At 60.8% G+C, this 26,771-nt stretch carries 27 protein-coding genes (1 of these 27 cut by a window edge); 10 read left to right on the forward strand and 17 right to left on the reverse strand.

The window, feature by feature from the left end:
* Positions 1-187: 187 nt before the first annotated feature.
* The 6 genes from ahcY to RHSP_RS29235 all read right to left on the reverse strand — a co-directional run bounded on the left by ahcY (position 188) and on the right by RHSP_RS29235 (position 5,798).
* Positions 188-1,588, reverse strand: a complete 1,401-nt coding sequence (gene ahcY, locus RHSP_RS29210) for an adenosylhomocysteinase (protein WP_004127529.1) — start codon at positions 1,586-1,588, stop codon at positions 188-190.
* Positions 1,589-1,769: 181 nt separating this feature from the next.
* Positions 1,770-2,045, reverse strand: coding sequence for an HPr family phosphocarrier protein (locus RHSP_RS29215; protein WP_004127532.1), 276 nt, complete (start codon positions 2,043-2,045; stop codon positions 1,770-1,772).
* Between the two features lie 18 nt (positions 2,046-2,063).
* Positions 2,064-2,465, reverse strand: a complete 402-nt coding sequence (locus RHSP_RS29220; protein ID WP_004127534.1) for a PTS sugar transporter subunit IIA — start codon at positions 2,463-2,465, stop codon at positions 2,064-2,066.
* A gap of 152 nt (positions 2,466-2,617) precedes the next feature.
* Entirely contained in the window at positions 2,618-3,070 is a 453-nt protein-coding gene (locus RHSP_RS29225; protein ID WP_004127536.1) for an HPr kinase/phosphorylase, read from the reverse strand.
* Positions 3,071-3,078: 8 nt separating this feature from the next.
* Positions 3,079-4,872 carry a sensor histidine kinase gene (locus RHSP_RS29230; protein ID WP_200863310.1) on the reverse strand — a complete coding sequence of 598 codons (1,794 nt, stop codon included), beginning with the start codon at positions 4,870-4,872 and terminating at the stop codon, positions 3,079-3,081.
* A 191-nt stretch (positions 4,873-5,063) separates the two neighbouring features.
* Complete coding sequence (locus RHSP_RS29235) at positions 5,064-5,798, reverse strand: response regulator transcription factor (protein WP_200863311.1); 735 nt, start codon at positions 5,796-5,798, stop codon at positions 5,064-5,066.
* Positions 5,799-6,148: 350 nt separating this feature from the next.
* Between RHSP_RS29235 and RHSP_RS29240 the strand changes: the two genes are divergently transcribed.
* The 4 genes from RHSP_RS29240 to RHSP_RS29255 all read left to right on the forward strand — a co-directional run bounded on the left by RHSP_RS29240 (position 6,149) and on the right by RHSP_RS29255 (position 10,599).
* On the forward strand, positions 6,149-7,759 hold the full coding sequence (locus RHSP_RS29240; RefSeq protein WP_004127541.1) for a phosphoenolpyruvate carboxykinase: 1,611 nt from the start codon (positions 6,149-6,151) through the stop codon (positions 7,757-7,759).
* A gap of 213 nt (positions 7,760-7,972) precedes the next feature.
* On the forward strand, positions 7,973-8,407 hold the full coding sequence (gene arfB, locus RHSP_RS29245) for an alternative ribosome rescue aminoacyl-tRNA hydrolase ArfB (RefSeq protein WP_004127543.1): 435 nt from the start codon (positions 7,973-7,975) through the stop codon (positions 8,405-8,407).
* Between the two features lie 287 nt (positions 8,408-8,694).
* Positions 8,695-9,303: an alpha-ketoglutarate-dependent dioxygenase AlkB family protein gene (locus RHSP_RS29250; RefSeq protein ID WP_004127545.1), complete on the forward strand. Its 609-nt coding sequence runs from the start codon at positions 8,695-8,697 to the stop codon at positions 9,301-9,303.
* A 153-nt stretch (positions 9,304-9,456) separates the two neighbouring features.
* A complete protein-coding gene (locus RHSP_RS29255) occupies positions 9,457-10,599 on the forward strand; it encodes a glycosyltransferase family 87 protein (RefSeq protein WP_240535537.1) in 1,143 nt (380 codons plus the stop codon).
* On the opposite strand, the gene coaA is transcribed toward RHSP_RS29255, so the two are convergent.
* Genes coaA through hisB form a run of 7 tightly spaced genes read right to left on the reverse strand, consistent with a single transcriptional unit; the run spans position 10,541 to position 15,209 of the window.
* Positions 10,541-11,536, reverse strand: a complete 996-nt coding sequence (gene coaA, locus RHSP_RS29260) for a type I pantothenate kinase (protein ID WP_004127551.1) — start codon at positions 11,534-11,536, stop codon at positions 10,541-10,543. The genes RHSP_RS29255 and coaA overlap by 59 nt on opposite strands.
* A 6-nt stretch (positions 11,537-11,542) precedes the next feature.
* The gene (locus RHSP_RS29265) at positions 11,543-11,857 is read right to left on the reverse strand and encodes a phosphoribosyl-ATP diphosphatase (protein ID WP_004127554.1); all 315 of its coding nucleotides are present in this window, start codon (positions 11,855-11,857) and stop codon (positions 11,543-11,545) included.
* Positions 11,858-11,871: 14 nt separating this feature from the next.
* A complete protein-coding gene (gene hisF / locus RHSP_RS29270) occupies positions 11,872-12,660 on the reverse strand; it encodes an imidazole glycerol phosphate synthase subunit HisF (RefSeq protein WP_004127558.1) in 789 nt (262 codons plus the stop codon).
* Positions 12,657-13,400 (reverse strand): 1-(5-phosphoribosyl)-5-[(5-phosphoribosylamino)methylideneamino]imidazole-4-carboxamide isomerase, encoded by a 744-nt coding sequence (hisA, locus tag RHSP_RS29275; RefSeq protein ID WP_004127561.1) that lies wholly within the window; start codon positions 13,398-13,400, stop codon positions 12,657-12,659. The genes hisF and hisA overlap by 4 nt, the downstream gene beginning before the upstream one ends.
* A 25-nt stretch (positions 13,401-13,425) precedes the next feature.
* Positions 13,426-14,076: an imidazole glycerol phosphate synthase subunit HisH gene (gene hisH, locus RHSP_RS29280; RefSeq protein ID WP_004127564.1), complete on the reverse strand. Its 651-nt coding sequence runs from the start codon at positions 14,074-14,076 to the stop codon at positions 13,426-13,428.
* Positions 14,077-14,078: 2 nt separating this feature from the next.
* Positions 14,079-14,576 carry a DUF2628 domain-containing protein gene (locus RHSP_RS29285; protein ID WP_004127565.1) on the reverse strand — a complete coding sequence of 166 codons (498 nt, stop codon included), beginning with the start codon at positions 14,574-14,576 and terminating at the stop codon, positions 14,079-14,081.
* 24 nt (positions 14,577-14,600) lie between these two features.
* Positions 14,601-15,209, reverse strand: a complete 609-nt coding sequence (hisB, locus tag RHSP_RS29290) for an imidazoleglycerol-phosphate dehydratase HisB (RefSeq protein WP_015338215.1) — start codon at positions 15,207-15,209, stop codon at positions 14,601-14,603.
* A 213-nt stretch (positions 15,210-15,422) separates the two neighbouring features.
* On the opposite strand from hisB, the gene hslV reads away from it, so the two are divergent.
* From hslV to RHSP_RS29315, 5 genes are all read left to right on the forward strand, one after another.
* On the forward strand, positions 15,423-15,950 hold the full coding sequence (gene hslV / locus RHSP_RS29295; protein WP_004127572.1) for an ATP-dependent protease subunit HslV: 528 nt from the start codon (positions 15,423-15,425) through the stop codon (positions 15,948-15,950).
* A 47-nt stretch (positions 15,951-15,997) separates the two neighbouring features.
* The gene (gene hslU, locus RHSP_RS29300) at positions 15,998-17,308 is read left to right on the forward strand and encodes an ATP-dependent protease ATPase subunit HslU (protein WP_037155179.1); all 1,311 of its coding nucleotides are present in this window, start codon (positions 15,998-16,000) and stop codon (positions 17,306-17,308) included.
* A 159-nt stretch (positions 17,309-17,467) separates the two neighbouring features.
* Positions 17,468-18,421 carry a DUF1402 family protein gene (locus tag RHSP_RS29305; RefSeq protein WP_004127581.1) on the forward strand — a complete coding sequence of 318 codons (954 nt, stop codon included), beginning with the start codon at positions 17,468-17,470 and terminating at the stop codon, positions 18,419-18,421.
* A gap of 120 nt (positions 18,422-18,541) precedes the next feature.
* Positions 18,542-19,936, forward strand: coding sequence for a cytochrome P450 (locus tag RHSP_RS29310; RefSeq protein ID WP_004127585.1), 1,395 nt, complete (start codon positions 18,542-18,544; stop codon positions 19,934-19,936).
* Between the two features lie 154 nt (positions 19,937-20,090).
* Positions 20,091-22,259 (forward strand): malate synthase G, encoded by a 2,169-nt coding sequence (locus RHSP_RS29315; RefSeq protein WP_004127589.1) that lies wholly within the window; start codon positions 20,091-20,093, stop codon positions 22,257-22,259.
* Between the two features lie 264 nt (positions 22,260-22,523).
* Here the strand turns inward: RHSP_RS29315 and RHSP_RS29320 are convergent, their stop codons facing one another.
* Entirely contained in the window at positions 22,524-23,198 is a 675-nt protein-coding gene (locus RHSP_RS29320) for a L,D-transpeptidase (protein ID WP_004127592.1), read from the reverse strand.
* Between the two features lie 179 nt (positions 23,199-23,377).
* Between RHSP_RS29320 and RHSP_RS29325 the strand changes: the two genes are divergently transcribed.
* Positions 23,378-23,866, forward strand: a complete 489-nt coding sequence (locus RHSP_RS29325) for an MmcB family DNA repair protein (protein ID WP_004127596.1) — start codon at positions 23,378-23,380, stop codon at positions 23,864-23,866.
* A gap of 1 nt (position 23,867) precedes the next feature.
* Here RHSP_RS29325 and RHSP_RS29330 read toward each other — a convergent pair whose 3' ends face one another.
* The 3 genes from RHSP_RS29330 to hrpB all read right to left on the reverse strand — a co-directional run.
* Entirely contained in the window at positions 23,868-24,455 is a 588-nt protein-coding gene (locus tag RHSP_RS29330; RefSeq protein WP_004127599.1) for an ActR/PrrA/RegA family redox response regulator transcription factor, read from the reverse strand.
* A gap of 75 nt (positions 24,456-24,530) precedes the next feature.
* Positions 24,531-25,868, reverse strand: coding sequence for an ActS/PrrB/RegB family redox-sensitive histidine kinase (locus tag RHSP_RS29335; protein ID WP_004127602.1), 1,338 nt, complete (start codon positions 25,866-25,868; stop codon positions 24,531-24,533).
* A gap of 2 nt (positions 25,869-25,870) precedes the next feature.
* On the reverse strand, positions 25,871-26,771 hold the end of the coding sequence (gene hrpB / locus RHSP_RS29340; RefSeq protein WP_037155184.1) for an ATP-dependent helicase HrpB. Its footprint extends 1,565 nt past the window's final position; only the last 901 of its 2,466 coding nucleotides appear in the window; its start codon lies off the right edge, out of view — the gene reads right to left on this strand; its stop codon occupies positions 25,871-25,873.

Consider the following 26,771-nt stretch of genomic DNA (forward strand, 5'->3'; position numbering starts at 1 on the left):
CCTATAATGTGCCGCATCCTGACAAGACATCCCATTTTCATGGCTCCGGGCACGCCCGGTTCGTCACGAATCAAGTGTAAAAACAATACTGCCTAAGGGAATCTGCGGGAAGGGAGCTGGCTAAAAAATAAGCCCCGGCATTTGTCAATGCCAGGGCCACAAGATGTTGTGGATATTGATTCTGAAATCAGTATCTGTAGTGGTCAGACTTGAAAGGACCGCGTGGCGTTACGCCGATATACGATGCCTGCTCTTCGGAAAGCTCCGTCAATTTTACGCCGAGCTTGGCGAGATGCAGACGAGCGACCTTCTCGTCGAGGTGCTTCGGCAGCACGTAGACTTCGCTCTTGTACTGGCCGGGCTTGGTGAAAAGCTCGATCTGCGCCAGCGTCTGGTTGGTGAAGGAAGCCGACATCACGAAGGACGGGTGGCCGGTGGCGTTGCCGAGGTTCAGCAGACGGCCTTCCGAGAGCAGGATAATGCGGTTGCCCTTGGAGAACTCGACCATGTCGACTTGCGGCTTGATGTTCGTCCACTTCTGGTTCCGCAGAGCGGCAACCTGGATTTCGTTGTCGAAGTGGCCGATGTTGCCGACGATCGCCATGTCCTTCATCGCACGCATGTGGTCGATGCGGATGACGTCCTTGTTGCCGGTCGTGGTGATGAAGATGTCGGCCGAGGAAACGACGTCCTCGAGCTGAACGACTTCATAGCCGTCCATGGCAGCCTGCAAGGCGCAGATCGGGTCGACTTCGGTCACCTTGACGCGGGCGCCGGCGCCGGAAAGCGAAGCGGCAGAACCCTTGCCGACGTCGCCGTAACCGCAGACGACGGCAACCTTGCCGGCCATCATGACGTCGGTGGCGCGACGGATGCCGTCAACCAGCGATTCCTTGCAGCCATACTTGTTGTCGAACTTCGACTTGGTGACGCTGTCGTTGACGTTGATGGCCGGGAAGGGCAGCAGGCCCTTCTGGCTGAGCTGGTAGAGACGGTTGACGCCAGTGGTGGTTTCTTCCGTCACGCCCTTGATGGCGTCGCGCTGCTTGGTGAACCAGCCAGGCGTTGCTTGAAGGCGCTTCTTGATCTGCGCGAAGAGGATTTCTTCTTCTTCCGAATGCGGATGGGAGAGCACGTCCTCGCCGGCTTCGGCGCGGGCGCCGAGCAGGATGTACATGGTGGCGTCACCACCATCGTCGAGGATCATGTTGGACAGGCCGCCATCGGCCCACTGGAAGATCTTGTCCGTGTAGATCCAGTAGTCTTCGAGGCTCTCGCCCTTGACGGCGAAGACCGGAACGCCGGAAGCGGCGATCGCGGCGGCAGCGTGATCCTGCGTCGAGAAGATGTTGCACGATGCCCAACGTACCTGAGCGCCGAGTGCCACCAGCGTCTCGATGAGAACGGCGGTCTGGATCGTCATGTGCAGGGAACCGGTGATGCGCGCGCCCTTCAGCGGCTGCGCTTCGCCGAATTCGGCGCGGCAAGCCATCAGGCCCGGCATCTCGGTTTCGGCGATCGTGATTTCTTTGCGGCCGAAGTCGGCAAGGCCGATATCCGCGACGACGTAGTCCTTTTCAGTGCTCATGAAGATCTCCAGCCTGAACGATGCAATCGCGCCAAAGGCAAACGCCTCGGCCGAATGCAACAAGAATTGCACGCTGACAGCGTGTGGATGATGCCGTGTAGCAGGCTTCAGGGCGGAAATCAATAATGATATAAAGAAGTCTTTATGTCTTTATATCCAGGCGGCGACCGGCGGGAAACGCCTAAATTTCCTCGCCGAACTTGTTGGCCACCAGCTGGTCCAGCGCTTCCAGCGCTTCGGCAGCCTGATTGCCGCTTGCCGTCACCGTGACGCTGCAGCCAGGGCTGGCCGCCAGCATCATCAGGCCCATGATCGAAGTGCCGCCGACCGTCGTGCCGTCCTTCGAAACGGTGATGGCGGCGTCGTAGGCTGCGACGGTCTGGACGAATTTGGCGGAGGCGCGGGCATGGAGGCCCCGCTTGTTGATGATCAGGAGTTCACGGGAAAGCTCAGTCATGGGGGCGGTGCTGTCTCGTCATTTGCCGCTGAGGACGCGGCTGGCCACGTTGATGTATTTGCGACCGGCCTCTGAAGCCTCCACCAGGGCTTTCTCCATGTTGTTGTCGCCGCGCACGCCCGCGAGCTTGATGAGCATCGGCAGATTGACGCCTGCAATGACCTCGGTATGGCCGCTGTTCATGACGGAGATTGCGAGATTGGAGGGAGTGCCGCCGAACATGTCGGTGAGGATAATGACGCCGTGTCCGTCATCGGCGCCAGCGACAGCCTGCAGGATGTCCTGCCGCCGCTTGTCCATGTCGTCTTCGGGACCAATGCATACCGTCTCTATGAACTTCTGCGGACCAACGACATGCTCGACAGCATGCCGAAACTCTTCAGCCAGCTTGCCATGAGTGACAAGCACAAGTCCGATCATGATATTACTGCTCCCATCGCATACGCAAACAGGTGGCCCATATCGCAATGCAGCAATGTCGTCCACCGGTGGGGGGACATCTTGGCGATGAAAAGACGAAGTGCAAGCTTAAAATACAGGATTTGAACGCCTGTTGAGGCCGAGTCGGCCAATTAATCCAGTCTGGCGCCGATTTTCGCCGTTATTATGGCGAGCGGATTCGCAGAGGTTGCGGACAGGCGGATCAAGGGCAACCGGACGGAGCCGGTAATGTCGATCTGCTCGTCTTCGGGTGGCAATCTCTCGGCGGTCGCCGGATCGACCGGACGGATGGCAAAGTGCATCTCAGCCTTTGAAATGTAAGGCATACGAACGATGCCGGTATAGCGGATCTCCATCAGCCCGGCGATTGTGGGTGGGCATTCGGCGGTCACCGAACCGTCCTGCTTTGCAATCAGCACGCGGTCGTCGGCCACCAGCATGGCTGCAAGCCCGAGCGGCTTGGCGGCCGCAAGGCAAGAGAAGGCGAGCGTGGATTTGCCGCTTCCCGACGGTCCGAGAAATAAAAGCCCGGTCTTGCCGATGACGATCGCCGTGGCGTGAATATTGATCGTTTCGCCGGCCATGAGGGTGCTCACGCCTGCGTCTTGGCGGGCAGCGAGAGGATGAAACGCGCACCGAGCAGCGTCGTACCGTCGCTGTCGACGATGTTTTCCGCGCGCAGTGATCCGCCATGCGCCTCGGCGATCTGCCGGCTGATGGAGAGACCGAGGCCGGAATTCTGCCCGAAGCCTTCTGATTCCGGCCGGTCGGTGTAGAAGCGCTCGAAGATGCGGTCGATATTCTCGGCCTGGATGCCCGGACCGTTGTCCTCGACATAGATGACGCAGCGCGTTCTCGTGCGCGTCAGCCTGACCGTGATCTTGCCGGTATCATTCGGAACGAAAGAGCGGGCGTTCTCGATGAGGTTCGTGACGATCTGGCCGATACGCAGATCGTGGCCGTCGACGGTGAACTTCGCCTTGTTGGCAGGCTTGCGGTCGACCACATATTCGATCTCGACGGCCCGCTTGCTGTGTCCGACTTGCCGCGAAATGTCGATCATGTCGCGCAGCAGTACTTCCAGATCGAGCGATCTCGCATCCGAACGGGCGAGTTCGGCGTCGAGCCGCGATGCGTCCGAGATATCGCTGATCAGGCGATCGAGGCGGCGCACGTCGTGCTGGATCACGTCCATCAGCCGCTTCTTGGAATCGTCGCTCTTGGCAAGCGGCAGCGTTTCGACGGCGCTGCGCAGCGATGTCAGCGGGTTCTTCAGCTCGTGGCTGACATCGGCCGCGAAACTCTCGATCGCGTCGATGCGGTCATAGAGCGCCGATGTCATGTCGCGAAGCGCGATCGACAGGTTGCCGATTTCGTCCTGGCGGGCCGAGAAATCCGGAATTTCCTCGCGTTCCTTCGCTCCGCCGCGGCGCACGCGGATGGCTGCTGCCGACAGCCGGCGCAGCGGATTGGCGATGGTGGAGGAGAGAAGCAGCGACAGCACGACGTTGACCAGGGTCGCAACGCCGAAGACGCGCATGATCGCCAGCCGTTCGGCATGAACGATCTTGTCGATGTCGCCAGCCTGGGTCGAGAGCAGCAACACGCCGAGCACGGCGCGGAAGCGCTGGACCGGCACGGCGACGGAAACGATCAGCTCGCCCTTCTCCGTCGTGCGGACCACTGCGCCGCGCACGCCCGTCAGCGCATTCATGACTTCCGGATAGATGGAGCCGTCGCCGCCAGGCGCTTCCTTGTAAACGGGCAGGTTGCCCGGCTGCAGCATCTTGTTGAGCAGACCGCTGAACCAGTCGGACCAGTTCTGCTTCTCGTCGTCGACGGGCGGCAGGTCGTAGCGCAGCACCTGGCCGCGCGAATAAAGATGGCGGCTGTCGAGCAGCAGGTTGGCGTCGGCATCGAAGATGCGGGCGCGGGTGCGCGTCGGCGAGATCAGCCGCGTCAGCACCGGCGCCACCTTTTCCGGGTCGATCGGGAATTCCAGATCCTCGTCGTTCGGAACAGGCGTGATGCTTTGACCGGCCTGCAGCTCCAGGAGCTTCTGCGGATCGATGGTGATGGAGTTCGTATCGACCGAAGCCGAAGCCGAAACGGCGCCGGCGATGATCTCGCCCTGCGTCAGCAGGCTTTCGACACGCGCGTCGATCAGGCCCTCGCGAAACTGGTTGAGGTAGAGAATGCCGCCGACGAGAACGACGAGGGCGGCGAGATTGAAGAACAGAATGCGCCGCGTCAGGCTCGAGAAGACGGCATTGCCGAAGATGCGGCGGATCAGCACGAAGGGATGGGACCAGCGGCGGCGCGCGATTCGAGCGCCGCTCGGGCTTTCCGAGTCGTCTATATCTCTGTCCTGCACCAGCTGTGCCAAGCCAACGGCCCTTTCGAAGAACGGGATCGCCGATCCCGTCCGCATGCTCTTATTCCATCGTTTGCCGTATGGTCCAGTTACCTGTTCGAGCATGATGCAGAAAAGTGTAAGCGGTTTCGGACGACATCGTGCTCTATTTTTTCTAGGGCGAATTCAGATTCCAGGTCGATTCGGCCTAAAATTATCCGGCTCTAGGCGGCTTCGCGGAAGCGGTAGCCGACGCCATACAGCGTCTCGATCATATCAAATTCGAGATCGACCATCTTGAATTTCTTGCGCAAGCGCTTGATGTGGCTATCGATCGTGCGGTCGTCGACATAGACCTGCTCGTCGTAGGCGGCGTCCATCAGGGCGTCGCGGCTCTTGACCACGCCGGGGCGCTGCGCCAGCGAATGCAGGATTAGAAATTCGGTGACTGTCAGCGTTACCGGCTCGCCCTTCCAGGTGCAGGTATGGCGTTCCTGGTCCATGACAAGCTGGCCGCGCTCCAGCGAGCGGGCCTGCTGCGTCGCCCCCGGCTTCGCGACGGCGTTGCCGCCGCCGGCGGCATTGGCAGCCTCGCGGGCCGAAGCACGGCGAAGCACGGCCTTGACGCGTTCGACCAGCAGACGCTGCGAGAACGGCTTGGTGATGAAGTCGTCGGCGCCCATCTTCAGGCCGAAGAGCTCGTCGATCTCCTCGTCCTTGGACGTCAGGAAGATTACCGGCAGATCGGATTTCTGGCGCAGGCGGCGCAAGAGCTCCATACCGTCCATGCGTGGCATCTTGATATCGAAGATCGCCAGCTGCGGCGGCCGGGCAAGCAGACCATCGAGCGCGGAGGCTCCGTCCGTGTAAGTCTCTACCTTATATCCCTCTGCTTCCAAGGCAATCGATACGGAAGTCAGGATATTGCGGTCGTCGTCAACGAGCGCGATTGTCAACATGGTGTTCGTCTCCGTCATCAGTGCGCGTCTCCCGGATTTGGAATCCAGCCCAGGCGGTCTGCCAGCTCGGTCGGCGGTAACCTGGCGCGCTTATGGGGATAAAGGTGGAACAAATTGTGGCAAAGATAAAGGGGAGGATTGCTAAGGCCAAGCAACCGTGCCCGGCGGTTGTGTGACGAAACATCCCGTCATGGTTTATTCAAACGATTTAAAATTACCGAAATTTATTTAAATCGATTAAATACCTGATATCATTAAAGATTTTTTGTTTCTCGCTCTTGTGCTTTTAAAAAGACACCTCTACGCTTTAGGCAATTACAACGGCTGAGGCCTTTGCAGAGGAAAAAGTGATGGAGCAATTCGGCGTCCGTAATCCCGCGACTGAACTGGGATCGATTGGCCTGGGAGCCGCCGCCAGCGTGCGCTATAACCTCATGGAGGCTCATCTCTACGAGGAGGCGATTCGTCGTCGTGAAGCCGATTTGACCGCGGATGGCGCGCTCAGGGCTTTGACCGGCCAGCACACCGGCCGTTCCCCGAAAGACAAGTTCGTGGTGCGCAACGCCATCACAGAAGACCAGATCTGGTGGGACAACAACAAGCCGATGTCGCCGGAGCATTTCGAGCTCCTGCATGAGGACATGCTGGCCCATGCCCGCGGCAAGGACCTGTTCGTGCAGGATCTGATCGGCGGCGCGGACGTCGAATATGCTTTGCCGACGCGCGTCATCACCGAATTCGCCTGGCACTCGCTGTTCATCCGCAATCTGCTCATCCGTCCCGACCGTTCGGCACTCGAAAGCTTCGTGGCGAAGCTGACGATTATCGATCTGCCGAGCTTCCGTGCCGATCCGGAGCGTCATGGCTGCCGCACGGAAACGGTCATTGCCTGCGACTTCGTCAACGGCATCGTCCTGATCGGTGGCACGTCCTACGCCGGCGAGATGAAGAAGTCGGTCTTCACGGCGCTGAACTACCTACTGCCGGAGCGCGGCGTCATGCCGATGCACTGCTCGGCCAATGTCGGCCCCGAAGGCGATGCCGCGATCTTCTTCGGCCTGTCCGGCACCGGCAAGACGACGCTTTCGGCCGATCCGACCCGCACGCTCATCGGTGACGACGAGCATGGCTGGGGCGAAAACGGCATCTTCAATTTCGAAGGCGGCTGCTACGCCAAGACCATCCGCCTGTCGGCGGAGGCAGAGCCGGAAATCTACGCAACGACCCGCCGTTTCGGCACTGTGCTCGAAAATGTCGTGCTCGACGAACATGGCAAGCCCGATCTCGATGACGGTTCGCTGACCGAAAACACCCGCAGCGCCTACCCGCTGCATTTCATCCCGAACGCTTCGGAATCCGGCATGACGGGCCATCCCGAGACGATCATCATGCTGACGGCCGACGCTTTCGGTGTCATGCCGCCGATCGCCAAGCTGACACCGGATCAGGCCATGTATCACTTCCTGTCCGGCTACACCGCCAAGGTCGCCGGTACGGAGAAAGGCGTCGTCGAGCCGGAAGCCACATTCTCGACCTGCTTCGGCGCTCCCTTCATGCCGCGCCATCCGGCCGAATACGGCAACCTGCTCAAGGAGCTGATTGCTCGTCACGGCGCCCGTTGCTGGCTCGTCAACACCGGTTGGACCGGCGGCGCCTACGGCACCGGTCGTCGTATGCCGATCAAGGCGACGCGGGCGCTGCTCGCAGCTGCTTTGAAGGGCGATCTCGACAATGTCGAGTTCCGCATCGATCAGAATTTCGGCTTCGCGGTTCCGGTCGCGGTCGAAGGCGTCGACAGCGCCATCCTCGACCCGCGCTCCACCTGGGCTGATGGCGAAGCCTATGATGCGCAGGCCGAAAAGCTGGTGCAGATGTTCGTCACCAACTTCGCGAAGTTCGAAGACCATGTGGACGGTAATGTCCGTGATGCGGCACCGGGCATGCCGGTCGCTGCGGAGTAGACTTTTCGCAACAGCAATGACTCACGTGAAACCCGGCGGCCGATCCGCCGGGTTTTTCGTTTCGCCTGATGTTTTCAAGCGCAATGCAATATGGAATAGAGCGAAATCAGGAAAAGCGCTCAGCGGTTTTCCGCTTGGAATTGCGTAGACCGATAGAGCGGCGATACGGCTTCGACCGAATATTCGCTGTCCAGGGCAGGCGCGGAGAAAATCATGGCCAGCGAAGCGCTTTATATCAACGACCGGATCACCATTGCCGGCTGGGAGCTGACGGAACAGTTCGTTCTGGCGGGTGGTCCCGGTGGCCAGAATGTCAACAAGGTCGCGACCGCAGTCCAGCTCTTCTTCAATGTCCAGAATTCTCCCTCGCTGACGGACCGTGTCAAGGCGAATGCCGTCAAGCTTGCCGGCCGGCGCGTCTCCAAGGATGGCGTATTGTTGATCGAGGCTAGCCGCTTCCGCAGCCAGGACCGAAATCGCGAGGACGCACGCGAGCGGCTGAAGGAACTGATCCTCGAAGCCGCCGCCCCGCCACCGCCGCCGCGCAGAAAGACCAAGCCGACAAAGGGGTCCATCGAACGCAGGCTGAAGGAGAAGTCCGGGCGTTCCGAGGTCAAGAAGATGCGCGGCAAGGTCGGCGGCGATTAGGTTTGGTTTTCGGGCTGCGGTTTCAGTTTGGTTGGGTCAAGATGATGATAGTCACGCGAGCCTGGTTTCGTGGCAATTATGTGCCTGGCCCCTCATCCTAACCTTCTCCCCGCATTGCGGGGAGAAGGGACGACCGCACCAAATGGCGGACTCCAACTTCTGGCGGCCTGATTCAAGGCGAGATAGACTCCCTCGCCCCGCTTGCGGGGAGAGGGCTGGGGTGAGGGGCCATGCACCAACGCGCGGCGACGGCATGCTCACCCGACCCGCACCATCAGGAAACCTAAATGCTGCTCCCCAACGGAATTCAACATCTGCCTGGATATCTCGATCATCCTGCCCAGATGGCACTGCTCGAGGCGATCCGCGCCGTCGTCACGGCGGCGCCGCTGTTCACGCCGGTCATGCCCGGCACCGGCAAGGAGATGTCGGTGCGCATGACCAATTGCGGCCCGCTTGGCTGGGTCACGGACAAGCAGCGCGGCTATCGCTACCAGCCAACGCATCCGGTCACCGGCCGCCCATGGCCGGCGATGCCGCCGCAGCTACTCGATCTTTGGCATGATATAGCAGGCTATGAAAAGCCACCGGAGGCCTGTCTCGTCAATTTCTACAGCGACGATGCCCGCATGGGCCTGCATCAGGATCGCGACGAGCAGGATCTCAATGCGCCTGTGCTGTCGATCTCGCTCGGCAACACCTGCCTTTTCAGGGTCGGTGGCCTCAATCGCAATGATCGCACGCTATCTTTCAAGCTTTCCAGCGGTGACATCGTCGTCCTCGGCGGCGAGGGCAGGCTCTGTTTCCACGGTGTCGACCGCATCTATCCGACGACGTCGACATTGCTGAAGAATGGCGGTCGAATAAACCTGACCTTAAGGCGGGTGACTGCATAAGTGATTGCAGACAACGCGGTTGGGGTGATCGTGACAAGGCTGAGAACGAGACCGGAATTGCTTTTTGCGGGCCTAGCTGTCGCTCTTGGGCTGGCAAGAGGTCTCAATTTCCTGGTTTTTCTCTGGATACTAAAGCCGGACGGATTTTCCGTCATGACCGATCGTCTGCCCTATTGGGATTTCACCAATCTCTGGGGCGGTACGCTGATGGCCCTGAGAGGCCATGTAACTTACCTGTTCGACGCCGAAGCCTATCGGCACGAGATTCGGCTGCTCCTATCGCCGTTGATGCCCGATCAGGAATGGAGCTACCCGCCCTCCATGCTATTGATAGGCATTCCCTTCGCGGGCTTGCCGATTTTCATTGCTTATATCCTCTGGATCTTGGGAACGCTCCTTCTGCTTTTCCTGGCAACGAAACCGCTCGGTCTGGCTTGGTGGGCCCGCATTTTCATCGTTGCTTCACCCGCAGCCATCGTTAACGTCCTGGTCGGGCAAAATGGTGCCTTGACGACGGCGCTCCTGCTATCCGGGCTGCTGCTTGCGCCAGGCCGGCCAATCATCGCGGGCATTCTCTTTGGCCTGTTGACCGTAAAGCCGCAACTGGGCGTCCTTGTACCTTTCTGTTTGCTTGCAAGCGGGAATTACCGCGCCATTCTTTCGGCAGGCGTTACCGCGCTCTTCCTGGTGATCGTCACAGGATTGCTGTTCGGCTTCGATGTGTGGCTGCTGTTTTGGACCGAGACACGCCCGCTGATGACATCAATCCTAGAGGCGCCCTTTTCGTATGGCTATCAGGTCAACGCCACGACATTCTTCATTCTGACGCGATCCTTGGGACTCGGTCTTACGGCTTCCTACTCGCTCCAAATGGTCGCTTCTGTTGTTGCCATCGCGACGACCCTGTGGCTCTGGCGCAGCAGTACGGTCATCGAGCATCGGAGCAAGGTCTGCCTCACGATACTCCTGACGCTTATCGCGACGCCTTACGGCTATTCTTACGACACCATCCCGATGAATGTCGCTGCCGCGTACTTCTTCTTCAACTATCGCGGCCTTTTGGCTCCTCTTGGCGCTGCCTGGCTCTATCCGCTCTACAATCAGCAGGTCGCAAGGCAACTCGCGCCGCTAGGCGCCGTGGTATTGGCCGCACTTGCAGCCTGCGTACTCGTCCGCATCCTGCGTGATCGATGCTCGCCAGGCGCGGACATGGCGACAACGGCCGAAGAATCGCGAGCTACAGCTTCCTCAGCGCAACCTGCTCGATCAGATGGTTCTTGCCCTTCTGCAGGATGAGGTCGGCGCGCGGGCGCGTCGGCAGGATGTTCTGGCGCAGGTTCTTCAGGTTGATGTTCTTCCAGAGCCCTTCGGCGATCGCCAAAGCTTCCTCTTCGCTGATCGAGGCATAGCGGTGGAAGAAGGAATTGGGGTCGCGGAAGGCGGTTTCGCGCAGTTTCATGAAGCGGGCGACATACCAGTTATGGATAAGATCCTCGTCGGCATCGATATAGATCGAGAAGTCGAAGAAGTCCGAGACCATCGGCACGATCTTGCCGTCGGCGGGCAGATGCCGCGATTGCAGCACGTTGATGCCTTCGAAGATCAGGATATCCGGGCGGTCGACCGTCTTGAATTCGTTCGGCAGCACGTCATAGACGAGGTGCGAGTAGGAGGGCGCCTGCACATTCGGCTGGCCTGCCTTGATGGCCGAGAGGAAGCGTAAGAGCGCTGCCGTGTCGTAGCTTTCCGGAAAGCCCTTGCGCTGCATCAGATTTCGGCGCTGCAGCTCGGCATTCGGGTAGAGAAAGCCGTCTGTCGTAACCAGATCGACCTTCGGGCTCGACGGCCAGCGCCCCATCAATTCCTTCAGGACGCGGGCGGTGGTGGATTTGCCGACGGCGACAGAGCCGGCAATGCCGATGACGAAGGGCGTCTTGGCGACATCGGAGAGGCTGAGGAACCGGTTGCGCTGCTCGAACAGGATCTGCGACGATTCCACATGCGAGGACAAAAGCCGTGACAGCGACAGATAGATGCGTCGGACCTCGTTGAGATCGATCGGGTCACCCATCGAGCGCAGCCGCGTCACTTCGTCGGCGGTCAATGTCAGCGGCGTATCGGCCCGGAATTTCGCCCATTCTTCCGAGGAGAAGAAATAATAGGGCGAATAGGCTTTCGCCTGGAAAATATCGAGTGTTTCGTGCGCTGGCTCGGTCTTGGTCGCTATCGTCATTGCATTTTACCGGCTTGCCTTCTCTTGAAGGCCGGATTGAGTGGTACGCCTTTCGAGCTCACCCATGACATTCTGCAACGGAATGCCGGCGATCTTCAATACGACCAAAAGATGATATAGCAGATCGGCGGCCTCGTAGGTGAGGTTTTCGCGATCGTTTGTAATCGCCGCCATGACGGCCTCGATCGCCTCTTCGCCCAATTTCTTTGCAGCTTTCGGCTGGCCGGCCGCAAAAAGCTTCGCTGTCCAGGATTCGTCGGGCGAAGCCTTGGAACGTTCCTCGACGATTCGCTCGAGGTCGGAAAGGGTAAATCCGCTCATCGCTCCGCTGTCTCCTAATCCAGCCGCATGGGAATGCCGCGCTCGGCCATGTAGCGCTTCGCCTCGCCCACGGAATAGGTGCCGAAGTGGAAGATCGAAGCGGCAAGCACCGCCGTCGCATGGCCTTCCTTCACGCCGGCGACGAGGTCGTCGAGATCGCCGACACCGCCCGACGCGATGACGGGCACGCGCACCGCATCGGCGATCGCCCGCGTCAGCTCCAGATCATAGCCGACCTTGGTGCCGTCGCGATCCATCGAGGTGACGAGCAGCTCGCCGGCGCCCCGCTCGACCATCTTTCGGGCAAAATCGACGGCATCGATACCGGTCGCGTTGCGGCCGCCATGGGTATAGATCTCCCAGGCGCTCATATTGTCGCCGCCAAGCGCTTCGGTACGCCGCCGTTTCGCATCGATGGAAACGACGATGCACTGGTTGCCGAATTTGTCGGCTGCTTCGGCGACGAAATCGGGATTGTTGACCGCCGCCGAATTGATAGAAACCTTGTCGGCGCCGCAGAGCAGCAGCTTGCGGATATCGGCGATGCTGCGCACGCCGCCGCCGACCGTGACCGGCATGAAGCACTGCTCCGCCGTGCGGGCCACCACGTCGAAGATGGTGTCGCGATTGTCGGAGGAGGCGGTGATGTCGAGGAAGCAGAGCTCATCGGCACCGGCGGCGTCATAGGCCTTGGCTGCCTCGACGGGATCGCCGGCATCGACGAGATTGAGAAAGTTGACGCCCTTGACGACACGGCCGTCCTTGACGTCGAGACAGGGGATGACGCGGGCTTTCAGGGTCATTGCGCTGCCTCCTTGGCCCGCTTGATCAGGGCCAGTGCTTCCTTGGGATCGATGCGGCCATCATAAAGCGCGCGGCCGGAAATCGCACCTTCAAGTTTGCGGGCGTCCGGCTCGATCATGCGGCGGATATCGTCCAGCGAGGCGAGCCCGCCGGAGGCGATGACGGGGATCGAGACCGCATCGGCCAGTTCCAGCGTCGAAGCCCAGTTGATACCTGTCAGAATGCCGTCCCGGTCGATATCTGTGTAGATGATGGCGGCAACGCCAGCGCCTTCGAATTTTTTCGCCAGTTCGATGACGCCGAGTTCGGAGGCTTCCGCCCAGCCCTCGACCGCCACCTTGCCGCCCTTGGCGTCGATGCCGACGGCGACGCGGCCCGGAAATTTCCTGCAGGCCTCGATGACGAGTGCCGGATCGCGCACGGCCACCGTGCCGAGAATGACGCGGGTAAGCCCGCGCGACAGCCAGTTTTCGATATGGTCGAGCGTGCGGATACCGCCGCCGAGCTGTACCGGGTTCTTGGTTGCCTTGAGAATGGCGTCGACGGCAGCGCCGTTGACGGTCTCGCCGGCAAAAGCGCCGTTGAGATCGACGACATGCAGCCACTCGAAGCCCTGGTCTTCAAAGGCTTTCGCCTGAGCGCCGGGATCGGGGTTGTAGACGGTTGCCTGCGCCATGTCGCCGAGCTTGAGGCGCACGCATTGGCCGTCTTTTAGGTCGATAGCGGGAAAAAGAATCATGATATCTGTCCTTGGAGCGCGAGCCTTACGGCTTCCAGCGCAGGAAATTGGCGATCAGGGCAAGGCCGAGTTTCTGGCTTTTTTCCGGATGGAACTGCGCGCCGGCGATGTTGTCGCGGCCGACGAAGGCGGTCATCGACCCGCCATAGTTCGTCGTCGCGATCACGTCGTCGCTATGATCGGCTGCCAGATGGTAGGAATGGACGAAATAGGCGTGCAAGCCGTCAGGCCCGGTTTCGATCCCGTCGAACAGGGCGTGCGGGTGGCGGATGTCCAGCGTATTCCACCCGATCTGCGGGATTTTCAGGCTGGGATCGTTCGGCGTCATTTCCTTGACGTCGCCCTTGATCCAGCCGAAGCCCTGCGTGATCGTTTTTTCCAAACCGCGCGACGACATCAGCTGCATGCCGACGCAAATGCCGAGGAAGGGGCGGGCTTTGTGCTCGACGACGTCGATGACAGCTTCCGCCATGCCGGGCACCGCATCGAGGCCACGACGGCAATCGGCATAGGCGCCGACGCCGGGAAGCACGATGCGGTCCGCCGTGGCGACGCGTTCGGCTTCATTGGTCAGGTTGATCACTGCGTCGATGCCTGCCTCGCGGGCGGCCCGCTCGAAAGCCTTCGTCGCCGAGCGCAGATTGCCGGAACCATAATCGATAATCGCGACGCGCATGGTCAGCGTCCTCCGTCATAGCCGGGAAGGCCGAAGCTCGGGCCTGGGCGGCTGCTATTTGTATGAGTGGGCGAAATATCCCAATTCTTTGGATGGATATCCCGCTGCGACTCCCGTTCGATTTCAGAAAAGTGAATCTCTTCCGCTGTCGCCAGATCGTGCGCAGCGACGAGGTTCTCGATCGTCCAGCCGAGGTTGATCAGCCGTTGACCAACTGCATCGGGGCCTTCAAGTCCCGCCAGAATATGTACGCCCAGCCAAATGGCTGCGCCGGCGGCGAAAAAGCCTGGCTGGCGCATCAGCTCCAGAGCAAAGCCCTGCAGCAGGACGGCAGCAACGGCATGCAGCCATAGGCGATTGTAGAGCATCCAGAGCGTTGGAAACAGGAACGCTTTCCACGAAAAGCCGTCGCGGATAAATCGCGTTCCGTCGCGATACCGATCCGATACTTCGGATCGATTGGGCGCTCCGGCGGGAGACAAAATCAGATAGCTTGCCATTTCCTCAATTCCCCATTTTGGGGCTCAGGCGAGCGTGCCTTTCGTCGAGGGCACCCGGCCTGCCTGCCGCGGATCGATCTCGGTTGCGGTGCGCAATGCGCGTGCAACGGCCTTGAAGCATGTCTCGGCAATATGGTGATTGTTGGCGCCATAATGGTTGAGGATATGCAGCGTGATGCCGGCATTCTGCGCCAAAGCCTGGAAGAATTCGCGCACCAGCTCGGTATCGAATGTGCCGATCTTCGGCGCACTGAACGAAACGTTCCAGACGAGGAAGGGCCTGCCGGAAAGATCGACGGCCGCTTTCGTCATCGTCTCGTCCATGGCGAGGTCGATCGAAGCGTAGCGGGTAATGCCGCGCCGGTCGCCCAGCGCCTTGGCAATCGCCTGGCCGATCGCGATGCCGGTGTCTTCGACGGCATGATGGTCGTCGACATGCAGATCGCCCTTGGTGTCGATCTCCATGTCGATCAGCGAATGTCGCGACAGCTGTTCCAGCATATGGTCGAAGAAGCCGACCCCCGTCGAAATCGTCGATTTGCCGCTGCCGTCGATGTTGACGGAAACGGAGACCGAGGTCTCGTTGGTCTTGCGGGAAACGCTTGCCGTGCGGCTCGCTGCGGTCTCTGCCATGGGCTGCTCCATCGGAATACGGCCGTTCCTTATCAGGCGCATCGGGAAATATCCAGAAGTTACGCGCGAGGCTTACGCGTTTAGCCGGCTTGCCGCCATTATTCGGGCGCGGTCGCCATTTGCAATCGCCAAAAGCCCTCTTACATAGGTGCTGACGGGGCCGATAAGCGGCCCGGCAGAAAGCCCGCCGGAACGGGGGCAAGCAGGTGTTACATGACGACAATCGTGACTATTCGCAAGAACGGCAAGGTGGTGATGGCTGGTGATGGCCAGGTGAGCCTTGGCCAGACGGTAATGAAGGGCAATGCGCGCAAGGTTCGCCGCATCGGCAAGGGCGATGTCATCGCTGGCTTCGCCGGCGCGACCGCCGATGCCTTCACCCTGCTTGAGCGCCTTGAAAAGAAGCTCGAACAATATCCCGGCCAGTTGATGCGCGCAGCCGTCGAGCTCGCCAAGGACTGGCGCACGGACAAATATCTGCGCAACCTCGAAGCCATGATGCTGGTTGCCGACAGACAAGTAACGCTCGCCATCACCGGCAACGGCGATGTGCTTGAGCCCGAACATGGCGCCATGGCGATCGGCTCCGGCGGCAATTTTGCACTCGCCGCCGCACGCGCGCTGATGGATAGCGACAAATCAGCCGAAGACGTCGCCCGCCGCGCCCTCGATATCGCCGCCGACATCTGCGTCTACACGAACCACAATGTGATCGTCGAAACGCTGGATGCCGAAGCCTAAGACGTTCCTCTCTTGATAGTTTCTAGCCCTGACAGGGAACACGCGAAATGACCACTTTTTCCCCCCGCGAGATCGTTTCCGAACTCGATCGTTATATTGTCGGCCAGCATGAGGCCAAGCGCGCCGTGGCGATCGCATTGCGCAACCGCTGGCGCCGCCAGCAGCTCGAACCCGAGCTGCGCGATGAAGTCATGCCCAAGAACATCCTGATGATCGGCCCGACCGGCGTCGGCAAGACGGAAATCTCCCGCCGCCTCGCCAAGCTTGCCGGCGCACCCTTCATCAAGGTCGAAGCCACGAAGTTCACCGAAGTCGGCTATGTCGGCCGCGATGTCGAGCAGATCGTCCGTGACCTCGTCGAAGTCGGCATCGGCCTGGTGCGCGAAAAGAAGCGCGCCGAGGTACAGGCCAAGGCGCATATGAGCGCCGAAGAACGCGTCCTCGACGCGCTGGTCGGTGCGACCGCTTCGCCGGCGACGCGCGACAGCTTCCGCAAGAAGCTGCGCGACGGCCAGCTCGACGACAAGGAGATCGACATCGAAGTGGCCGATACCGGCTCCGGTATGCCCGGCGGTTTCGAGATCCCCGGCATGCCCGGCGCCAATATCGGCGTGCTCAACCTCTCCGAAATGTTCGGCAAGGCGATGGGCGGCCGCACGAAGAAGGTTCGTACGACCGTCAAGGATTCCTACAAGGAGCTGATCCGCGACGAATCCGACAAGCTGATCGACAATGAGGCGATCCAGCGTGAAGCCGTGCAATCGGCCGAGAATGACGGCATCGTCTTCCTCGACGAGATCGACAAGATCGCGGCCCGTGATGGTGGCGTCGGCGCCGGCGTCTCCCGCGAAGGCGTGCAGCGCGACCTGCTGCCACTGGTCGAAGGCACGACGGTTTCGACGAAGTATGGCCCGGTCAAGACCGATCATATTCTCTTCATCGCATCGGGCGCCTTCCATGTCGCCAAGCCTTCGGATCTGCTGCCGGAACTGCAGGGTCGCCTGCCGATCCGCGTCGAGCTCCGTCCGCTGACGAAGGAGGACTTCCGCCGCATCCTCACCGAGCCGCAGGCAAGCCTCATCCGCCAGTACAAGGCGCTGATGGAAACGGAAGACCTGAAGCTCGATTTCACCGACGATGCGATCGACGCGCTCGCCGATGTCGCCGTGCATCTGAACTCCACCGTCGAAAATATCGGCGCCCGTCGTCTGCAAACGGTCATGGAGCGGGTGCTTGATGAGATCTCCTATAATGCGTCGGACCGTGCAGGCGTATCGGTGACCATCGACGCCGCCTATGTACGCGCGCATGTCGGCGACCTTGCAACCAACACGGACCTGTCCCGCTTCATCCTGTAGCAGGCAGGCAAGCGCGATTTAAACAGTAAACACTCGACAGCGGGCCGTTAACTTTTTAGTTAGGGGCCCGTTTCTTCGTGAGGATGGCTTTATTCGGCCAAGATTATCCGTCAGGAGCCGCACGGAAACATCGGTTGAAACTTCGACAGGACAGCCATCTTGCGACGTATACTGATCACCCTTCTTCTGGCAGTCGTCAGCCTCTCCTGGATTCCCGCCTATGCGGAAGCGGCGAGCACGGTGCCTCCGGGCAACCGCAATGCCGAGCAGCCGCCGGTCCCCGGTGCCTCGGTCCGGCGTACGCGCGGCACCAATTCCACCTTCGACCGCAAGTATCAGAAGGTCCGCGAGCTGCTGGCGACCGATACGAAGCTGATGTCGAAGATCAAGTCGACGGCGCGGGCCTACGGCATCGATCCGATCCACATCATCGGCGCGCTGGTCGGCGAGCACACCTACAATGTCGACGCCTATGACGGTCTGCAGTCCTATTACGTCAAGGCCGCGTCCTATGCCGGCGAGAGCTTCCGCTTCGCCTATAATGGCGAAAATGTCGACGATTTCGTCGCCCGGCCGCAATTCGACGCCTGCAAAAGCAAGCAGGATTCCTACAGTCTCTGGACCTGCCGCGAGGATGTCTGGGAAGACGATTTCCGAGGCAAGGCCGTTGGCGGCAAATCCTATCCCGACAATCGTTTCAGCGCCGTTTTCTTCCAGCCCTTCTATGCCGGTCAGACCTTCGGCCTCGGTCAGGTCAATCCGCTGACCGCGCTGGAGCTGTCCGATCTGGTCAGCCGCATCTCGGGCATCCCGAAGCTCGACGAGAAGAATGCCGGTGGCGTTTACAAGGCGATCATGGATCCGGATCTGTCGCTGGCCTTCGTCGCGGCATCGATCCGCAAGTCGATCGATGACTATCGCTCGATCGCCGGCATGGATATATCAGGCAATCCCGGCGTCACCGCGACGCTCTACAATCTCGGCAACACCCGCAAGCGTGCTGCCGCCCTCGCCGCCAAGAACAGGGGAGCATCGCAGCCGGTCTGGCCCGAGGAGAATTACTACGGCTGGCTCATCAATGATAAGCTGAGCGACCTGAAGTCGCTCCTGTAAGTATTCCTGCGCGACGTTTTATCGTCTGGATTTTGCGGGCGGCGTTCACCATATCGGATGGGTGCGCCGCTCGGGTGAGATTGATCACCGAGTGGCCGGTCTTCGAGGAGAATTGATCCCATGGATATGATCCCGGAAGCCTTCTCTCCCCCGGCGCCGATCCCGCGCACCGTCCCGCCGTCGCGATGGACGATCATCAAAACCATCCTGCGCAATCCGCTGGAACTCTGGGGCGAACCTTCCTACACGCTGCCCTGGATCAAGACGAAGTTCTTCAACGAGCGGACGCTGATCGTCAACGATCCCGGCCTCATCAAGCATGTTCTGGTCGACAACGCTGCCAATTATCGCATGGCCGATATCCGTCAGCTCGTCCTCCGGCCGATCCTGCGCGATGGTCTGCTGACGGCGGAAGGAGCCGTCTGGAAGCGTTCGCGCAAGGCGGTTGCCCCGGTCTTCACGCCGCGCCATGCCCAGGGCTTCGCCGGCCAGATGCTGAGCCAAAGCCTGGAATACTTGCATAAATATGAGGAGATCGGCAGCGAAGGTGCCGTGTTCGATATCGCGGCTGACATGACCGAGCTGACCTTCGCCATCCTGACGGAAACCCTGTTTTCCGGTGAGATCGTCACCGAAAGCGAGCATTTTTCCGACGACGTCAACGAGCTGCTGCATCGCATGGGCCGGGTCGATCCGATGGATCTTCTGCGCGCTCCCGCCTGGGTGCCGCGTCTCACCCGCATCGGCGGCCGGCGCATGCTCGACAAGTTCCGCGGCATCGTCCACAAGGCCATGGACCAGCGACTGGAAAAGATGCGCCGAGATCGCGCCAGCGCGCCGGACGATTTTCTGACGCTGCTTCTGGAAAAGGCCGGTCCCGATGGGCTGACGATGGGGGAGATCGAGGACAATATCCTCACCTTCATCGGCGCTGGCCATGAAACGACTGCCCGGGCACTCGCCTGGACTCTCTATTGCGTCGCCAACAGCCCGCATATTCGCGAGGCCATGGAAGAGGAAATAGACCGCGTGCTCGCAACCGATGCGGAACCGGTCGCCTGGCTCGACCTCATGCCGTATGTCCGCGCCGCCTTCGAGGAGGCGATGCGCCTCTATCCGCCGGCGCCATCGATCAATCGCGCCGCGATCGCAGACGACGAATGGACGAGCGCCAAGGGCGAGCGCGTGACGATCCCGAAGGGGATCACCGTCTTGATCATGCCATGGACGCTGCATCGCCATGAACTCTACTGGGAAAAGCCGCGCGCCTTCATGCCGGAGCGCTTTCTTCCCGAGAACCGGGCCAAGATCAATCGCTTCCAGTATCTGCCCTTCGGCGCGGGCCCCCGCGTGTGCATCGGTGCTACCTTCGCCCTTCAGGAGGCTGTCATCGCCCTTGCCGTGATGATGCGCCGCTTTCGTTTCGATGCAACGGATGCGACCGATCCCTGGCCGGTACAGAAGCTCACGACCCAGCCGCGCGGTGGTTTGCCGATGCGAGTGACGCGGCGATAGGGCCTTTTTTGCCGCCTCTCGAGCAACGTAAGTCAATTGTTTCCGATATTGCATAAATCTTTCGAACTATTACCAAATTGACGGAGAGCGAAACCGCCAGCAAAGTGGCACCATAGGAAAATTGAGCCATAAATGGCCCTGAGGAGTATTTGGCATGAGCCGCATTGAGAAGAACGGGCTGCAGATCGAACCGGTACTTTACGATTTCCTCGTCAAGGAAGCCCTTCCGGGCTCGGGCATTGCGCCCGATGCCTTCTTCGCCGGCTTTTCTGAAATCGTCCACGATCTCGCACCGAAGAACCGCGAATTGCTCGCCAAGCGTGATCGCATGCAGGCGGCGATCGATGACTGGTATCGGAAGAACGGTGCGCCGGTCGATCTTGCCGCCTATGAGGCCTTCCTCCGCGAAATCGGCTACATCGTGCCGGAAGGCCCGGCCTTTACGATTTCGACCGCCAATGTCGACCCGGAAATTTCCGAGATCGCCGGCCCGCAGCTCGTCGTTCCCGTCATGAATGCGCGCTATGCGCTGAATGCCGCCAACGCCCGCTGGGGATCGCTCTATGATGCGCTTTACGGCACGGATGCCATTCCCGAGACCGACGGCGCCGAGAAGGGCAAGGGATATAATCCCAAGCGCGGCGAGAAGGTCATCGCCTGGGTTCGCGATTTCTTCGATTCCACTGTCCCGCTCGCCGGCGCAAGCTGGAAGGATGTCACCGGTCTTGCCGTGAAGGATGGTGCCCTGGCGATCGCGACCAATGGCGGAGCATCGAAACTGGCGGACGGCAGCCATTTCGCCGGCTACCTAGGTGCTCCCGCTACCCCGACGCATGTCCTGCTGAAGCAGAACGGCATCCATATCGAAATCGTCATCGACACGAGCACGACCATCGGCAAGGCGGATCCGGCCGGCATTTCCGACGTGCGCCTGGAATCGGCCATCACGACGATCATGGATTGCGAGGATTCGATCGCAGCCGTCGATGCCGAGGACAAGGCCGAGGTCTACCGCAACTGGCTCGGCCTGATGAAGGGCGATCTGACGGAAGAAGTCGCCAAGGGCGGCAAGACCTTCACGCGCCGCCTTAATCCCGACGTCACCTACACGGCGCCGGATGGCAGCACCTTCGACCTGCATTGCCGCTCGCTGATGCTGGTGCGCAATGTCGGCCACCTCATGACCAATCCGGCTATCCTCGACCGCGACGGCAACGAGGTGCCGGAAGGCGTCATGGATGCCGTCATCACAGGTCTGATTGCTCTCTACGACATCGGCCCGAATGGCCGCCGCAAGAATTCCCGTACCGGCTCGATGTATGTCGTCAAGCCGAAGATGCATGGACCGGAAGAAGTCGCCTTTGCCGTCGATATCTTCTCGCGTGTCGAAGATCTGCTCGGCATGCCCAGAAACACGATGAAGATGGGCATCATGGACGAGGAGCGCCGCACCACGGTCAACCTCAAGGAAGCCATCCGCGCCGCCCGCGAACGCGTTGTCTTCATCAATACCGGCTTCCTCGATCGCACCGGCGACGAGATCCATACCTCGATGGAAGCCGGTCCGATGATCCGCAAGGGCGACATGAAGCAGGCCGCCTGGATCAGTGCCTATGAGAATTGGAATGTCGATATCGGCCTCGAATGCGGCCTGTCTGGCCATGCGCAGATCGGCAAGGGCATGTGGGCCATGCCGGACCTGATGGCGGCCATGCTGGAGCAGAAGATCGCCCATCCCAAGGCCGGCGCCAACACCGCCTGGGTGCCGTCTCCGACGGCGGCGACGCTCCATGCCACGCATTATCACCGCGTCAATGTCGCCGAGGTACAGAAGAGCCTGAAGAGCCGCGCCCGCGCCAAGCTTTCCGATATCCTTTCGGTGCCCGTCGCCTCGCGGCCGAACTGGACGCCGGAGGAAATCCAGCGCGAAATCGACAACAACAGCCAGGGCATTCTCGGCTATGTCGTCCGCTGGGTGGATCAGGGCGTCGGCTGCTCCAAGGTGCCCGACATCAACAATGTCGGCCTGATGGAAGACCGCGCCACCCTGCGCATCTCGGCGCAGCACATGGCCAACTGGCTGCATCACAAGGTCATCAGCGAAGCGCAGATTCTGGAGACGATGAAGCGCATGGCTGCCGTGGTCGATCAGCAGAATGCCGATGATCCCAACTACATCGCCATGTCAGGCAATTTCGACGGTTCCGTCGCCTTCCAGGCAGCGCTCGATCTCGTGCTCAAGGGACGCGAGCAGCCGAACGGCTACACGGAGCCGGTCCTGCATCGTCGCCGCATCGAACTAAAGGCAAAGCAGGCGGGTTGATCCCTTCTCTCCGTCAGAGGCCGCATCGATCCTTCGAGGCCTTGTCGTCGGCGCTGCCGCTTCGGCGGCAAGGCGCCTCGGGATGAGCTGGAGAGAGTCTTGCGATCATGGGAAAAGATCAGCCCTCATCCTGTTGTGCACCGCCGAAGGCGGAGCTTCGAAGGAAGAGGGCGGGTGGCGCGATATACGATCGCCCCGAGTTCTACAAACAAAAAGGCCGCCGGATCGCGATCCGGCGGCCTTTTTCAATCCCGATGCCAGCAATTACTGGATAACGATGACCTTGGTGCTGTGACCCGGCAGGACGCGGCTGTAGAGATCGATCACGTCCTGATTGATCAGGCGAATGCAGCCGGAGGAAGCAGCCGTGCCGATCGAAGCCCATTCCGGCGTGCCGTGCAGGCGGAACAGCGTGTCCTGGCCCTTTTCGTTGTAGAGGTACATGGCGCGCGCACCGAGCGGGTTGGAAAGGCCCGGGTTCATGCCGCCATCGACATACTTGGCGATCTCCGGACGGCGGACGGCCATTTCCTTCGGCGGATGCCAGCTCGGCCATTCCTGTTTCCAGGCGACGTAAGCGGTGCCGGACCAGGAGAAGCCCTGCTTGCCGACGCCGATGCCGTAGCGCATCGCTTCGCCGTTGCCGAGGATGTAATAGAGGTGGCGCTCGCGCGTGTTGACGATGATGGTGCCTTCAGCCTCGTCGGACTTGTACTCGACGATCTGGCGGCGGAACTGCGGCTTCACCTTCTGGATCGGGATCGCCGGCAGCTGAAAACCGTTATCGCTGGTGATGCCATAGTCGCCATCGAACGTCTTGATGGTCTCTGCAGCGGTTTTTGCGGTAGCGGTCGGCGCGGCTGCGGCAGTGGTGGCATAGCCAGCCGATGCGAGCATTGCGACAAGGCCGAGTGCGGTCATAGCATTACGGATGCGCATGGAAGTCTCTTAAAATTTCGTGGCGGGGATCGGATGGTTATCTACCATCGTTGTCTACGGTTTATTTTCCATTAAACTAAACTTTGCAAGCTGCTCTGACGCTACAAAATAGCGTCGCCGCGCAAATTAGAGGGACATGGTTTTTTTGCAACAATGCTTGCCTGTCCTTGAGGCAATTCATGACGATTTTGAACGTTTACAATAACAATCCGTTAATAGATGGCCGGCAGTCGGAACGGGCCATGCTTGTACGCAAGGGCGTGCAACTATTACTGCATGAGATGCGCCACGCGATCTTGCCCGAGTTGCCGCTTGCCAGCGGCCGCCGGGCCGACCTCATCACCATTTCCGAGAAGGGCGAGATCTGGATCATCGAGATCAAGACCTCGATCGAGGATTTCCGCGTCGACCGCAAATGGCCCGAATATCGGCAGCATTGCGACCGGCTGTTCTTTGCCACGCACAAGGAGGTGCCGCTGGATATATTTCCGGAGGAATGCGGGCTCTTTCTATCGGATGGCTACGGCGCTCACATCATCCGCGAGGCGCCGGAGCATCGCCTGCCGCCGGCGACACGCAAATCGGTCACGCTGAACTTCTCCCGCGCGGCGGCGCAGCGCCTGCTGCTGGCCGAATGGGCGACGGGCAAGTCCTTCGCGTCCGAATAGCTTATTTCGGCGCGCGCTTGGCGAGGATGCGTTGCAGCGTGCGGCGATGCATGTTCAGCCGCCGGGCCGTCTCGGAAACGTTGCGCTCGCACATCTCGTAGACGCGCTGGATGTGCTCCCAGCGCACGCGATCGGCCGACATCGGGTTTTCCGGCACTTCCGCCTTCTCGCCCGGGCGCTGCGTCAGCGCGGCAAAGACATCGTCCGCATCCGCCGGTTTGGCGAGATAGTCGAGCGCGCCGAGCTTGACGGCGGTCACTGCCGTCGCGATGTTCCCATAACCCGTCAGCACGACAATATGCGTATCGTCGCGCCGCTGGCGGATCGCTTCGATGACGTCGAGGCCGTTGCCGTCGCCGAGGCGCAGGTCGACAACAGCATATTTCGGCGGATTGACCTTGGTCTTGGCGACGCCTTCCGCCACCGATTCCGCCGTCTCCACGACGAAGCCCCGCGTTTCCATCGCGCGCGCCAGCCGGCGCAGGAAAGGGCCGTCGTCGTCGACGATCAGCAATGTCGCATCCGCGCCGATATGGGCCGCGGCATCCTTGTCCCCGATATGCGGGGCAGCGATCTCTTTTTCCGTCATTCTATCTTCTATCCCGGCGACCATCCGCCTGCATATCCCACCGATTTTGACGAGGGTTGTTTTAAGCCGTCAAAATCATTTTGTCGAATTACTGTCGATCAGCACGCGCGGCCATTCGACGCGGACGCGAGCCCCCGGGCTTTCCGGATCGCGGTTGGTGAAGGAGAGAGCGGCGCCGGAACGCTCCAGCAGCGTCTTGGCGATGAAGAGCCCGAGCCCGAGCCCACCCGCGGTATCGTCGCGTTGCCGGGAGGTTACGTAGGGCTCGCCGATCCGTGCCAGGATTTCCGGCGAATAGCCGCTGCCGTCGTCTTCGATGACGATCGTCAGCAACTCGGCTGTATATTCCACCGTGACGGTCACCGTCTTGCTGGCATAGTCGACGGCGTTCTCGATGAGATTGCCGAGCCCGTACATGATGCCGGCATTGCGATTGAGGACGGGCTCTCCCGAGCGCGGGCTCTTCTCAATCAGCTCAAGCGCTATGCCGAACTCGCGATGCGGGGCAATGATCTCTTCCATCATCGAGGATAGCGTCAGCCGCCGCATATGCGCCTCGTCTTCCGAGGAGAGCGTCGTCAGCCGCCGCAGAATGTCCCGGCACCTTTCGCTCTGGCTGCGCAGCAGAGCCACATCCTCGCGAAAACGGTCGTCCTCGCGCAGCTCGCGTTCCATTTCCTTGGCGACGACGCTGATCGTCGCAAGCGGTGTGCCGAGTTCGTGCGCCGCCGCTGCCGCCAGTCCGTCGAGCTGCGACAGATGCTTTTCCCGCTGCAGCACCAGCTCCGTCGCCGAAAGCGCATCGGCAAGCTGCGAGGCCTCCATGGAGACGCGATAGGCATAGAAAGCGGCGAAAGCCATGGTCGAGGCGATGGAGCACCAGACGCCGAGCTGCATGACGCTGTGGACGTTCACAGCAATGCCTTCGTACCAAGGGAGCGGGAAGGGCGAGAAGGCAAGCCCGGTGATGCAGATCATCGCCAGCGCGATCAACGTCATGCTGTAGCGGATCGGCTGCGAGGCGAAGGAAATGATGACGGGCACGCAGACCAGCACCGAGAAGGGATTGGCAAGCCCGCCGGTGATCAGCAGCAGCCCGCAGAGCTGCAGGAGATCGAGGCCGAGCAGCGCGAAGGCGGCAGGCGGCTCCAGCCGGTGCGTCGGCGGGAAGCGCAGGGTGAGGAAGAAGTTGATCCAGGCAAGGCAGGCGATCAGCACGCCGCATGGCATCAGCGGCATAGGAAATTTCAGCCAGAAGGCGACGATCATGACGGTCGCCGTCTGGCCGCCGACCGCGAGCCAGCGCAGCCGCACCAGCGTCTGCAGCCGCAGCCGGCGGCGGCTATGATGGTCGTCCTGCGCCTTGATCTCTGCGTCGGACAGTTTTTCCAATCCCCGGAAGAATCGTGCCATCGTCAGGTCCCTCGTGGCTTGGCGCGTGTCGTCGGCAAGGCTTCGGCCGGATCTTCCGGCCAGGGATGCCGCGGGTAGCGCCCGCGCATGTCCGCCCGCACGTCTTTCCATGAGCCGGCCCAGAAGCCCGGCAGGTCGCGCGTCGTCTGAATCGGACGATGCGCCGGCGACGTCAATTCCAGCAATAGCGGCAGCCTGCCGCCGCCGACGCTCGGGTGTTGCTTCAGCCCGAACAGCTCCTGGACGCGGATGGTCAGCAGCGGTTCCTCGCCGTCATACTGAATGGGATGACGCTGGCCGGTCGGCGCTTCGAAATGCGTCGGCGCCATGCGGGTGAGATCGCGTTGCAGCTCATGCGGGACCAGCGCCATCAGCCCGTTGGAAAGCCCGCCGGCCGAGATGTCGGAGAGGCCGCGCGCCTCGGTCTGAAACGGCGTGAACCATTCGTCGAGCCGCGCAAGCAGCGCTTCATCGCCCATATCCGGCCAGGGATCGCCGATCGTCCTATATAAGAAGCCGATCCTGTCGCGCAGCTGCGCCGCTTCCCTGGAAAATGGCAGGACGTCGATTCCCAGTTCGCGAATGCCTTCGGCAAGTGCCTTGGCTGCCTGCTCGCCGGAGGGACGCGGCAGAGGCGTTTCCTCGAAGATTATGGCGCCGAGCCGTGTCGCGCGCCGCGCCCTCACCTGGCGGCTCGCTTTGTCGAAAAAGCTCTGATCTTCCGTGCGGATCTCGCCCGGCAAATGCTCCTCGACATCGGCGCGGGAAATCTCTGCCGCCGCAAGAATGCGCGCCTGTGCCGCCCGGCCGGTCAGATCGGCGATCACGAGCATTTGCGAGCCGGCAAGCCGCTCGGTCTCCGGCAGTTCCGCGCCGCGCCCATTGGCCATGACAAAGCGGCCG

Origin of the sequence: Rhizobium freirei PRF 81, from assembly GCF_000359745.1 — a bacterium.
Lineage (GTDB): Bacteria > Pseudomonadota > Alphaproteobacteria > Rhizobiales > Rhizobiaceae > Rhizobium > Rhizobium freirei.